Source organism: Bacillus cereus (genome assembly GCF_002564555.1).
GTDB classification, from domain to species: Bacteria; Bacillota; Bacilli; order Bacillales; family Bacillaceae_G; genus Bacillus_A; species Bacillus_A cereus_K.
This window is the reverse complement of sequence record NZ_NUVD01000089.1, coordinates 150,043-162,248: the sequence shown is the minus strand read 5'-3', so window position 1 is coordinate 162,248 and position 12,206 is coordinate 150,043. Positions and strand designations below refer to the sequence as shown.

Here is a 12,206-nt window from a genome sequence, read left to right as displayed (position 1 = left end):
TTATTCAAAAATATTATATGTATTATTCTTCAAATTATGTTTATCCACTTTAAAAAATTAATATACTTAATTTATATTTAACGAAATCAAGTAACAAAAACATTATTATATCAACGTTTTTGTTACTAACTTTTATTCTCCGCTCCGTTTCACCATAATTTCCCATTGTAATTCTTAATATTTAAATGTAATATTATATTGTCTTACTATCTATTTATAACTCACACACTAACTAGAAAAGGGAACTCTATATGAGTTCCCTTTTCTAATTACTATTACACAACACATCAGAAATTTTATACGATGATGCAAATCATTATTTAGTATTTCGTTTCTACATTTGCTACTCATGCGAATCATTCTAGTGTAATTGTGTTCACCGAAGTAGTTTTATTCTTTTTTCATAAAAAGAATAAAACGGAAATCTAGCAAAATGCTAAATTTCCGTTTTCCTCTTTACATATTATTTTTCCTCTAAAAATTCAAATGTATTTTTAAATTCTTTATCATTCACCTTGATATCCGCATCTTTCAATAAATCAGTGACTACTTGCTGTTTCCATTTACCTGTCGTATCTTGTAGTCTTTGTTGTTCTAAATCTTTACGAATTTCACCCTTTACTTCATCAAACGGCTTCAATTCTTTTTTATCGGTCACTTTAATAATATGGTAACCGTAAGATGTTTTAACGGGCTCACTTACTTGTCCTGCATCTAATTTATACGCAGCTTCCTCAAATTCTTTCACAGTTTGTCCAGGAGCAAAACCTGCTATTTCGCCTCCCTGTTCCTTTGAACCAGTATCTTCTGAGTATTGTTTCGCTAAAGCCGCAAAATCTTCACCATTATTTACCTTCTCTTTTACTTCTTTAGCGGTTTTTTCATCTTTCACTAAAATGTGACTTACTTTTATTTCTGGTTTATAGTTATCTTTTACATCTTTTTCTGTGATAGTCGCTTTTATCGCTTTCTCAAATGCGATTTCTGGCTTCAATTTTTCTTTTAATTCATCTTCGTTTTTCAATCCAAGTCGTTCTAAAGTCGAGTTAAAGTTGTCACCCATTTTATCCTTTGCTTCTTCTACTTGTTTTGTTGCTTCCTCATCTGAAACTTTATATTTATCTAGCAACGCCTTACTTAACACCATTTGGAATAAAGTACTTTCCCCATATTTTTGTCTTAATTCTTTACTTAACTCTTTCTCTGTAACATTTCCTACTTTTGATGTTACTACGTTGTTTGAGAAACCACATGCACATGCAACTAATGCCAGTACCACGCATGAAATAATCGTTCCCCAAAATAGCTTTTTCTTTTTCAATTCAAATACCTCACTTTTATCATTATGCAAAAGTAACTATACACTGTTATTGTGAAAATAGTGTGTTTTCCACATGTAATTCATTTCATTTGAATCAAGTATGTACCATATTTTTCATCTACAAATGTAAAGAGTCTTCTCACTATTCATTAGTGAGAAGACTCTTTACACATTCCTAAAAAACATTTAACTAATATGATTACCTTATGATTAAATGTTTTTCCGGTATCCAACTACTTTGTCCGATATCTACCGCACCTTTTACTCTTCCCCACACACGAAAAGATTTTGATCCATCTATATTGCCTTTATAATGAATACATTCAGGCTCTCCGTAATAATTCACTCCGTACCCGACAGGATATTTTGAAGAAGCATAATACCATTTTACATCAAAATGTTTTAAATATGCCCACTGCTTATCATTCCCTAAGCAAATCATATCTTTATCGCCACCTCCCCAATAACCATTTAAGATTAAATACGGGATTTTCTGAGTGATTGCACCTGTAAACTGAGGATTTTCAGGATTTTCATATAAATTTATACCGTATCCATCTGGATATTTTGAAACTGCAATACCAATACCATTCGGTTGTTTTGTATCAACTACGTTAGATTGATTTACCTGGTTCGAACCTATGAACCAAGAAAGCGACTTATTTCCTATTAATTGATTCAAATCACATTTCCCAATACCAGGAACATTTCCCGAATCTGTATATTGCCAAATATCACACGGATATGCCGGCTTATTTCCTCCATAACGAGGGATCCATACAAAATCAGCTTCAATATTTCGCGCTCCAAATGATACGTACGTGTGATGCCCAACATATAGACCTATTTTTTTCGCACCTAAACGGCGTAATTCATCAATAAAGGCTTGTGTCCCGCCTTGCATATCTACCATCGTTTGAACTTCGACGTCCGCCACCCAAAACTTAGCTGCTTTATCACCACGATTCCAAAAATCTTGTGCCTCTTTCTTTGCATCAGCAATAGATATAAATCGACAAAATGCATAATTGCCAAATGGTATGTTGCGCTTTTTCATTTCACTCACATAATTTTGATACATAAAATCTACCGTATTTGATCCATCTTGAACTCTAGCTATAACTAAATCTAGCTGAGGTGCTGCAATATCCCAATTAATCGTTCCATTCCATTTTGAAATATCTACAATATAACCCATTACAATTCAACTCCTTATTATTATTATTATATTCAAAGCTTGTTTTATTGTTAGCCCCATATACCTAATACTAGCTAGCTATCTATAATATAAATAAGGGAAATCTTTACTTTTTTTAATATATACCCATCAAAAAATACCTCTATCAATTTTACGTTTATTTCATACAAAAAACTCCTACTACATTCATTTGTAAATAGGCTATTAATATCAGTTATTTTTGTTGATAATAGAAAAAACTTTCTACATTGCCTGTACGAGAAAAACACATATAAAGTAGCTACCTTTTTATAATGCTCTAACGCTCATTCTTTATTTAACTTCATACGCTATCCCGCCTTTTTAAAATTATAGTCACTGATTGCTAGCCGATACATTTTGGTACAAAATAATATTAATACATAGAAAAAAAGACATTTTCGATTATTGAAAATGTCTTTTTTCCCTTAATAAAACAACTTTGGTGCTAAACCTGTATTTTGTAATTGTGGATTCTCACTGCTCATAACGCAATCTGTAGAAAATAAAATTTGGATATCACAAACCCCATCCTCCATCACATCACGAAACACATTTGCAGCAACACCTGTAAACGTTTGACATAGATTTGAAATATCATCGTTAAAAAATTGAATCACTTCCGCTTTAAAAACTGGAAAAACAACATTCGATCCACCAGGGAACTGAGGCTGTACCACAACTTGTTCAAAATAAGGATTATTTTCTAGTGCTACTAGAAATAAATGTGCAATTTCAAATGCATCTAGTGGACAAGGAATTGGATTTACAATTTCATTTTCATTATTAGTTACAATAACTGTCACACTTACATTCCCAAATTGGACAAAAGATTTTAGAAGCGTTGCTAACGCTATCGCTTTTTCATTACTTAACGCATGCACTAAAATAATAAAATTTCCACCAACCGGAATAAGTGGACCAACTGTAACAGTCGGATCAGCACCTACTGAATTTATTAGTTCATTAAAATATGTAATCCACGGTGGTGAAAGCTGAGGTTGTACATTTTCTTCCACCCTATTATTACCTCCTCATACAATTCTTACTACTATAATATGTAATGGGACATAAAATACATTAGATAAACCAATCATTTTTCACTTTTATCTATTCTATCAATTTAATATTTTATAGAGTATTCTCAGCTTTCTTCCATATATTTAAGTACTTATACGACCATGAGCTTCTATATTATAATCAACTTAACTAAGATTTCATATTATATAAATACACCTTAATAATCATTTAAATCAAAAGGTGAAGCATATATAATGTGAAATCTTAGGAGCTGATTTTATGAAAAAAAGACCTCTCATGTTTAAAGTTCCACCAAACTCAAAACTAAAAATCACATTCTTCGGTCCTTGCAACGAAGTAATCACAAATGTTTCTATCATTAATCAACTACTCACCTCTAAATGTCAAATTATCACTCAATATCCAACCTATACGAAATATGAAACTGAAGTACGATTATTATCCCATTGTTAATCCGCGTAATTCATGATGCTTACATCTTAAATACTTCGATAACTTAGAAAGAAACGAATTCGTTAACAGACTAAAATTACTCATTTAATTTTAGGTAGAATACTAGCTGATCTATCCGGCCTCTTTAACAAGGAAAATTTAAAATCTCTTTAGTAAATTTCTAATTTAATATTACATGTGAATGAAAAATCACTTCAGATCTTTTGGAGGGATTTTTCATTCACGATTTCCCAATAATTTCTTTACAAAATAAAAAAGTAGCTGTTAAGCTACTTTAAATTCGTTTTATCCCCAAGAGAAATGGTATATATATTCTCCCGCTACATTTTCATTAATTCCAGTAATCCTAACAAATCGCATTAACTCCAACCCTTGGAGAAAATACACCGTAAGTGTTACTGGTACCTGTGACCACATAAATTGATAAAGTTCGTTCACTCTCTGCTTTGTTGAAACAGTTAAATCATATACAGGACCATTATTCCATGCAGAGGTTTGAACTGAAGTGAACGGAAGGTCTTTCCCATTAACTACTATTCTTACCACACTTTGAGTTATGTCCACAACAATCTCCTCCACTATTACAAAATTAGACCTGTTTCCATACTCATATTCTTATAAATATTCTTAGCTTTAATAAATGTTTGAGGAAAATCTCTATTTTCAGTTTAAAAAACTTGAGTTCTACACCATCCCTTTTTCACATATCTTCTTTCATACAATTTTCCGTTTAAAATTACCTTAAATCTTGCTCGAACAACCTAATCACAAGAAAAATTCCTTTATAATACAATTAAGTAATTTATAGGTGTGTTATTCATGACAGATACATTAAGACTCGTTATCTTTATTATTGTTGCAATTATTAACTTATACCTAGAGTTTAAAAAACCTAAAAAAAGTATATTATCAATTGTTTTTCTATCTATACTCCTCATTGGGGCTACAGGATTAATCAAAGATATTTTATCCCGACTTTTATAAAACTCAATATTCCATGAGTGGAGCAGTTAGCTTTTGCTAGCTGCTCTTTTAGGAAGGATTTCCTTCCTATTATCAAATTGGTAAAGTTCAGAAAGGGAGTGTACTATGGCAGAAATTAAAGTGAGCCTTACACAATTTTTAGACTTCACACTGAAAAGTAGTGCTGCTAAAACAACCTTTGTAAAAAATCTAAAATCTCAACCTGAATACCAACCAATTTTTGATTACTGGAAACAATTACGAGAAAATGTTATTAAATTCCATCAAAATAAACTACCTTTTGAATGTTTCGAAACATTAGTGCAAACAGTTGATCAGAAAAAAAAGCAAAACTATATTGATGTCATAAAACAGTACAAAAAATTTATTAAAAACAAAGACATCTCTTGGTTCGATCCAGGTAAATCACATTGGATATCAGATGATTTAATCGTCCGCTCATCACCTGAACTCGGTTTGCTCATTAATGATGAGCCGCATCTTATCAAACTATTTTTCAAAGGAAAAAGAGAGCGAATTGATAAATACAACATCAACTCAACACTAACATTATTAAATGAATCAACATTTTCAAATGAACATAACGATGTGAATTATACAGTCCTTAACATCCAAAAGAACAGAATGTTTACGAATAACTCTATTAATAATGAGCATTTAATAGCACTTGAATCAGAGGCTAACCAGTTTTGTTATATATGGAATAAAATGTAATAGATACGATTCATCTCTTTCAATACCTTGTTCATGCATAATTTGAAAACAACTTCAATCAGTTTCGTTTCATTGAAGCCTACCTTGTATTGTGTCTCAAAACAAGGTAGGCTTCAAAATAGTTTCGTTCCCCATTTCAACAGCCTAATACACGCGGCAACTTTACTTTTGGAACCTCCCTAATGTTCACTTCAATTATGCCGAATATCTTTGGAATGGCGTAGGCAAAAAAATTCGCATCCATACACAGGATCAAAAACCTCTTCTGGAAAGAGATTTCTGGTTTTGCCCTACTTAAAATGGCCCCCCCTGCAATCTCATAAGTTTGACACAACTCCAGAAAAAGCTTATAAAGAAAAGTGAGGTTCCTGATATTCGGTTCCATGATCTAAGGCATACCCATGCAACACTAATGTTGAAACAAGGTATTCATCCGAAGAGCGTAAGTGAACAATTAGGACATAAAAAAGTAGGTATCACACTGGACACCTACTCGCATGTCGTACCAGGCCTACAAGAAAAAGCAGTCGAAGATTTTGCAAACAATCTATTTCAAAAACACTAATGTTTGCAAAATGTTTGCAATTACGGATTTTGCATAAAAATACTAGCTTATCCGTGTGACATTGAGAGGAGCCAAAAACATGAGAGAAATCAAATCTGAACAAGAATTCAAAGACATCATCGCAAGCGAGGAGCCTGTAGTTGTTAAGTTCTTTACTACATGGTGCCCAGATTGCGTACGCATGGACAACTTTATCGGAGATGTAATGGAAGAGTTCAATAAATTTGAATGGTATTCTATTAATAAAGATGAGCTCCCAAGTATTGCTGAAGAGTATCAAGTAATGGGTATCCCTAGTTTACTTGTATACCAAAATGGTGAAAAACTAGGTCACTTACATAGCGCTAATGCAAAAACTGAAGAGCAAGTTACTGAGTTTTTAGAAGCATACTAAGAAACGAAAAAAACCTCTGATAATTTTTCAGAGGTTTTTTCGTTTCTTTTCAAAATATCCTTTGCATTCGTGTCTTTAGGGCAATTGAACATAATAATGCTTTTCTCCTCTCCTTATCCAAGAAATTATTTTTATCATTCCTTTTATATAAGTCCCACAAGGAATTGCAAACGATTATTTTGTGAAAAATATATATGAAAGGAATTATGCGAATCATTATTCTCGCCACCTTTCCCTATACCATAATCTTCGTTAATTGCTTAACAACTTTCTGCTTTGTACTTTTCAACATTTTTTTCCTTAACGAAACTTTGTTATCCCCTACTTAAAAAGCTATAAAACGTCAACAATGTTTGTATAGACCCACACAAGTTTCGTTTGATACTCTATGTATAGAAAGAAATTCCTCTAAAGAAAGGTGAGTGATTAAATTGGATACTCTTTCTCATAAAGAAGCTGATAAAGGTGCTATTGTCAGCATTATGGCCTACATATTTTTATCCTCTATGAAAATCATCATCAGTTATATTACCCTCTCTAGCGCATTGCGTGCTGACGGTTTGAATAACTTAACGGATATTGGTGCTTCTTTAGCAATATTAATTGGTCTAAAAATTTCTCGTAAGCCTCGCGACCCAGACCATCCATATGGCCATTCTCGTGCAGAACAAATCGCATCACTTGTTGCTTCTTTTATTATGGCGACTGTCGGATTAGAAGTTGTTGTTAGTGCCATTCAATCGTTTTTAAATCCGAAACAAGCAGCGCCTAATATACTTGCAGCTTGGGTTGCTTTATTTTCTGCTGTCGTTATGTACGGTGTTTATAAGTATACGAAAAAGATTGCAGCGCGAACAAAAAGTAAGTCATTAGAGGCCGCTGCAAAGGATAATTTATCAGATGCACTCGTAAGTATCGGTACAGTAATAGGTATTGTCGGTTCACAGTTTCAAATGCCTATTTTAGATCCTATTGCCGCTTTAATTGTAGGCCTTATTATTTGTAAAACTGCATGGGAGATTTTCGTAGAAGCTTCTCATATGCTAACAGATGGAATTGATCCTGATAAAATGGAAGAATATGCTGATGCAATTGAACATATTTTAGGTGTAGAAAATATTGTAGATATTCGGGCCCGCATGTATGGGAATCAAACGTATGTTGATATTACTATCGAGGTAGATGCTCGTATGGATGTTGGAGAAAGTCACTGTATTACTGACAACATCGAAGCTATGCTTCGAAAAAAGTTTGGAATTTACCATGCACATATTCATGTTGAACCACTGGAAAAAGAACCTATTATGACATAGGTTCTTTTTTAATGAACGCTTTATGAAATATAACACATAAAACGAGCCAGCTACCGCCAGCTGCCCATCCTGCTAATATGTCAGATGGATAGTGCACGCCGAGATATATTCGGCTAACTGAAATAGATAATACAACAAAGCTTGCTATAAGAATAATCAACAATTTTTTATGCAATGAAATACGCTCTTCAGTAATTGTGACGTATGCAATAAATCCTAAAAAAGCAGTAGCATTCATCGTATGACCGCTCGGAAAACTATATCCAGTTGCCGTAACAAGCTGCGTTACATCAGGTCTTGCCCGTCCGTACCATAGTTTAAGCATACTGTTCAAATAACGTGATCCGTAGTAATTAATTGTTAGAAGTAGTGCACTAAGCAACTTTTTTCTAACAAGAAAATACATTACAAGGATAATGAGTAACGGAAAATATATTCTTTTTGAACCAATAAAAGAAACACAAGTAAAATATGCAGTCAAATAATCGTTTCGGAAACTTTGAATAAAGTGTGCAACTACATTATCAAAGTTTTCGATACAAGTGGTATGATACGAAAGTGATAGTGCGACAAAACAAATAAGTAGGGTAAAGCTTAACAAGTATAAATGTCGATATCGTTTCACATACATAACCTCACTATGCAAAAAATGGAGCGGTTGTTTTAGTTTTCCTCTCCATTTCTTTTTTATGCATAGATTTTAAAAAAGATAATTGTTAATTTTTTGCTCCATCGTCGGAATATCTTCACTCGTTACTGTGAAGCGAATAGTCTTCTCATCTAGATCAAGTGCTTCTGCAAATAGACCTGCTAATCCACGAGATTTTCTATCTACTTCCATAATAATTTCTAGTCTGTCGTAAGCACCTGGCAAGATTAATAATTCTAATTCCTCTAATTCCCCACAATATTTTCCGTAAACTGGAATGAACTCAAATTCTTGTGCGAATGGAACTCGCTTGCGTAATCGATGCGGTAATTCTTCACATTCTATATGACGCGCTTTAAAACCTAATTGATTTACACTATCTAATACACTATTTAACAATGCATTTGGCAACACTTGAATGTAATCACGATCGCTTGGATCTATACTACGTTTAATATCAAGCCCTGTATGTACCCAAACAGTTTTCATACCAAGTGTAAGCGGAGCTTCAACTGGCATTTTAAATGAAAATGGAATTTCCATCTTTTCATTCGGCTCTACAGAAAAAGGTTCTGTTAAACGAACTCGCTCTAAATCATACGTTGCTGTTACTTTTTTATCATCCACTTCTCGTACATAAGAAGTCGATAACGTTAAGTAAATGCTTTCAATTTGTTGGCTAACTGAGCCACCAGTTATATGAACCTTACCTACTATCTCTTCTCCAACAATATACTCATCTTTTTCAAGAACAGTATCTACTTTTGCACTACCAATACCAACGCTTGCTAAAAATTTTTGAAACATGGAGTCTCCATCCTTTCTAAAGCAAAAGCTACATCTTTTTTTAAATCTTGTACATTCTCATAATACGGCGTTTTCATTTGTAACATTCTCATCAGCGTTTCGCGATTATATTTTTCTAGCACTAGCTCTTCATACCATGGTCTCTCTTTTTTTTCAGAAGATTCATAACCAGCATACAATAAAAATAAAGCAAAATGACCAAGCGCATAAAAATCACTACGAAATTGAACTTCTCGCATCAAAGCTTGTTCACCTTCATAAATAGTCGCTCGCTCATCTATTTCATTTTTAAATTTCGCTAATCCAAAATCAATAATACTAACTTGATTTTCTTTCATTAATATATTCGGAATACGCAAATCTCGGTGGATAATACCTTTACTATGAAATACCGAAACAATTTCTAATATTTCGTATAAAATTTCAAAAACTTCACGTTCTGTATATACATGCTCACCTAAAAAAATATAATCTTCAAAATTTTCACCAGGCATATACTCCATCACAAAAAAGCTCTTTTTCTCCCATACGAAATGATCATATAGACTAGGAATTGCACGATGATTTAATGTTTGTAAAATTCTTTTCTCTTGTTCAAATGATTTTCTACCAGACTCATATCTTTGTTTACTTTGTCTTAATTGTTTTAAGACTTTATATCTATTTATTTGCAAATCATTAACGACATATGTAATCCCATAACTGCCCATTCCAATTACTGATTCAATTTTGTAACGTTCTGCTACGATTGTATTTTTTCGCAGTGGTCTATCAAATAAAGCTAGTACACGACGCCATTTCATCAGCTACTTGAAAAGAAGCTACGGCTTTTACGTTTTCTTTTATAATGATGATGCCCATAACCCGATGAACGTCGTTTATAATCGCTACTTGAATAAGAGCGCCCTCTATGGCGATAATCACTGCTCGAATACGAACGATATTTTTTCTTTCCTAACAAAGAATCAATAATTTTTTTGAACATCCCTTCACCTCTTGAGTAAAATTTCCTTTTAATTATACCAATAATTGTCGGCTATGTTTGTGACAAATTTGTAAAGAGTAAAAAACGACGAGTTAAGCCCGTCGTTACTTTCAATCTTCCTCTTCATCAAAAACCTCATCAATCATGCATTTCTCTAATAAATACTCGAATGTAATATCTGCGAGATCTTCAATTTCTTCTCGTTTTGGCACGTAGCCTCTTTCAATTAGTTGCTCATAAAAAAACTCCGCAATCTCTTCCGTATCAATTACGACTTCAATTTCCTTCATGAGCATCACTCCTTTATTTCTGTTTTATGAAAAAATCTCAAAATTATGTATATGAGATTAGAAAAAATAGTTTTTATTTTTTATAGATCATATCATTTGGACAAGGTGCATACGATGGTAGTACAAGCTATTCAAAGGGGGAAATAAGAATGGAATATCAATATGAAGTAGAGCAAACAAAAGAAGAGTTCATGCATGAAGATAAATGGGCAGACTCTCTTATTAAATGGCTTTTTATTTTTTTAATAATTGTAGGCATACCTTATACTGCATATGTTGTTGTTCAATTTATTCTCTCTTTCTAGTTAACTATTTTTTCTCTGTCAATTTAACTAAATAATTATGAACAACATCCATAACAATTTTATATTCTTCATCTTTAAATGTATCGAATAATAATTGATAATCGTTATAAATATCAAGTAACCCATCAATGATTTCTTGACGATTCGTCTTAACACTCACTTTTTTCGAGTTGTTAATTGACTTTAATTTCCCTAAATCCAATTTATTCATACCTGCTTTATCTTGTTTCATTTTCTTCAAAATTGCATTTGCCGTTTGAGCGTTAGCAAGTAAAGTTAAATCTGATTCATCCGCTTCTAACCATTCACCATCCGTAATTCGTGACAATTCATATATTGTATCTTCCCATGCATCATTCTTATATCTCCACACTTCTGTGCGAAAACCAACAATCCGGAAAACATCTTTATCATATCCAGTTACTTGCACGAGATCACCAAATGTGAAATTATAATTTAATTCAATCCACTCAGTGTCACCTTTTTTCATATCTTGTTCAGTAACGGGCTGCAGTGTCTGTTCTACGTAAAATCCATCGTGATTATTTACTTCATATACATAAACTTCATCTAAAACCTTCATATTCGTAATTTTCCCAACGGTTCCATATAGTGTAATCACGACTATGTCCCCTACGTTGTATTTAGGTTGTTTTTTTCTTGCCATCTCTATCTCTCCTTTTTTTGACGTCGTGATTTTGATAACAGTATATGCAACCTGCACAAAAACGCTTATCACAGAAGCTTATATTCATAAATTTTTTCGATAAAAAAATATCACTATATAAAATTTATGTGAAACGCAAAAAAGCTAGTGAATAGACTAGCTTCAAATCAAGAAATTTTATATAAAAACATACAGAATGCTTCACTTTCAAAAAGTAATGTATTCTGTATGTTTTCAAATCATTTTTATCTCTCTTGTATGTATAAATCCCACGCTTCATCAAATATAGACATACTTTCTAGCATTCCACTTAACTCTAAGTATGAGCTAATTTCATCATAATCTTCAGATTGCTTCGGAAAACTTAAATCATCATACATTGCCTCTGCTAAATCTGAAATATCATTTCTAAATAAAGCTGCACGATGCTTCATCATATAATGGTAAAATGTCTTTTTCAAAAAAATTCCCTACCTTTCTAACTTGGGTACATTATACAAGG

General features: G+C 32.7%; 16 protein-coding genes and 1 pseudogene. 6 read left to right on the top strand and 11 right to left on the bottom strand.

From position 1 onward, the window contains the following. Positions 1 to 463: 463 nt before the first annotated feature. The 3 genes from COI75_RS20480 to COI75_RS20470 all read right to left on the bottom strand — a co-directional run bounded on the left by COI75_RS20480 (position 464) and on the right by COI75_RS20470 (position 3,556). A complete protein-coding gene (locus COI75_RS20480) occupies positions 464 to 1,321 on the bottom strand; it encodes a peptidylprolyl isomerase PrsA (protein ID WP_000727493.1) in 858 nt (285 codons plus the stop codon). A 199-nt stretch (positions 1,322 to 1,520) separates the two neighbouring features. Beyond that, positions 1,521 to 2,519, bottom strand: coding sequence for a glycoside hydrolase family 25 protein (locus COI75_RS20475; protein ID WP_000540648.1), 999 nt, complete (start codon positions 2,517 to 2,519; stop codon positions 1,521 to 1,523). Between the two features lie 446 nt (positions 2,520 to 2,965). Beyond that, positions 2,966 to 3,556, bottom strand: coding sequence for a hypothetical protein (locus COI75_RS20470; protein WP_000392285.1), 591 nt, complete (start codon positions 3,554 to 3,556; stop codon positions 2,966 to 2,968). A 280-nt stretch (positions 3,557 to 3,836) separates the two neighbouring features. Here COI75_RS20470 and COI75_RS20465 point away from each other — a divergent pair, with 280 nt between their 5' ends. Then, positions 3,837 to 4,031, top strand: coding sequence for a hypothetical protein (locus COI75_RS20465; protein ID WP_002095674.1), 195 nt, complete (start codon positions 3,837 to 3,839; stop codon positions 4,029 to 4,031). Between the two features lie 285 nt (positions 4,032 to 4,316). On the opposite strand, the gene COI75_RS20460 is transcribed toward COI75_RS20465, so the two are convergent. Beyond that, positions 4,317 to 4,595, bottom strand: coding sequence for a hypothetical protein (locus COI75_RS20460; protein ID WP_000355697.1), 279 nt, complete (start codon positions 4,593 to 4,595; stop codon positions 4,317 to 4,319). A 525-nt stretch (positions 4,596 to 5,120) separates the two neighbouring features. Here COI75_RS20460 and COI75_RS20450 point away from each other — a divergent pair. From COI75_RS20450 to COI75_RS20435, 4 genes and pseudogenes are all read left to right on the top strand, one after another. Next, positions 5,121 to 5,729 carry a hypothetical protein gene (locus tag COI75_RS20450; RefSeq protein ID WP_000807979.1) on the top strand — a complete coding sequence of 203 codons (609 nt, stop codon included), beginning with the start codon at positions 5,121 to 5,123 and terminating at the stop codon, positions 5,727 to 5,729. A gap of 298 nt (positions 5,730 to 6,027) precedes the next feature. Continuing rightward, positions 6,028 to 6,294 (top strand): annotated as a pseudogene (locus tag COI75_RS20445) (tyrosine-type recombinase/integrase); the annotation flags it as partial. A 79-nt stretch (positions 6,295 to 6,373) separates the two neighbouring features. Beyond that, positions 6,374 to 6,688 carry a thioredoxin family protein gene (locus COI75_RS20440; protein WP_001206939.1) on the top strand — a complete coding sequence of 105 codons (315 nt, stop codon included), beginning with the start codon at positions 6,374 to 6,376 and terminating at the stop codon, positions 6,686 to 6,688. 431 nt (positions 6,689 to 7,119) lie between these two features. Continuing rightward, positions 7,120 to 8,001, top strand: coding sequence for a cation diffusion facilitator family transporter (locus tag COI75_RS20435; RefSeq protein WP_000380391.1), 882 nt, complete (start codon positions 7,120 to 7,122; stop codon positions 7,999 to 8,001). Here COI75_RS20435 and COI75_RS20430 read toward each other — a convergent pair. The 5 genes from COI75_RS20430 to COI75_RS20410 form a co-directional block, all read right to left on the bottom strand. Next, positions 7,991 to 8,626 (bottom strand): phosphatase PAP2 family protein, encoded by a 636-nt coding sequence (locus tag COI75_RS20430; RefSeq protein ID WP_000833361.1) that lies wholly within the window; start codon positions 8,624 to 8,626, stop codon positions 7,991 to 7,993. The genes COI75_RS20435 and COI75_RS20430 overlap by 11 nt on opposite strands. A gap of 75 nt (positions 8,627 to 8,701) precedes the next feature. After that, complete coding sequence (locus tag COI75_RS20425) at positions 8,702 to 9,457, bottom strand: sporulation protein (RefSeq protein ID WP_000486618.1); 756 nt, start codon at positions 9,455 to 9,457, stop codon at positions 8,702 to 8,704. Beyond that, positions 9,439 to 10,260, bottom strand: a complete 822-nt coding sequence (locus COI75_RS20420) for a serine/threonine protein kinase (protein ID WP_000872052.1) — start codon at positions 10,258 to 10,260, stop codon at positions 9,439 to 9,441. Before COI75_RS20420 ends, COI75_RS20425 begins: the two co-directional genes overlap by 19 nt. Then, positions 10,260 to 10,442 (bottom strand): hypothetical protein, encoded by a 183-nt coding sequence (locus COI75_RS20415; protein ID WP_000473370.1) that lies wholly within the window; start codon positions 10,440 to 10,442, stop codon positions 10,260 to 10,262. Before COI75_RS20415 ends, COI75_RS20420 begins: the two co-directional genes overlap by 1 nt. Positions 10,443 to 10,552: 110 nt before the next feature. Next, positions 10,553 to 10,732, bottom strand: a complete 180-nt coding sequence (locus COI75_RS20410; RefSeq protein ID WP_000658452.1) for a YozD family protein — start codon at positions 10,730 to 10,732, stop codon at positions 10,553 to 10,555. A gap of 149 nt (positions 10,733 to 10,881) precedes the next feature. Between COI75_RS20410 and COI75_RS20405 the strand changes: the two genes are divergently transcribed. Further along, entirely contained in the window at positions 10,882 to 11,037 is a 156-nt protein-coding gene (locus tag COI75_RS20405) for a DUF3930 family protein (protein ID WP_002095676.1), read from the top strand. 4 nt (positions 11,038 to 11,041) lie between these two features. On the opposite strand, the gene COI75_RS20400 is transcribed toward COI75_RS20405, so the two are convergent. Beyond that, on the bottom strand, positions 11,042 to 11,704 hold the full coding sequence (locus COI75_RS20400) for a hypothetical protein (protein WP_000101493.1): 663 nt from the start codon (positions 11,702 to 11,704) through the stop codon (positions 11,042 to 11,044). 245 nt (positions 11,705 to 11,949) lie between these two features. Beyond that, positions 11,950 to 12,165 (bottom strand): YozE family protein, encoded by a 216-nt coding sequence (locus COI75_RS20395; RefSeq protein WP_000750716.1) that lies wholly within the window; start codon positions 12,163 to 12,165, stop codon positions 11,950 to 11,952. Between the last annotated feature and the right edge of the window lie 41 nt (positions 12,166 to 12,206).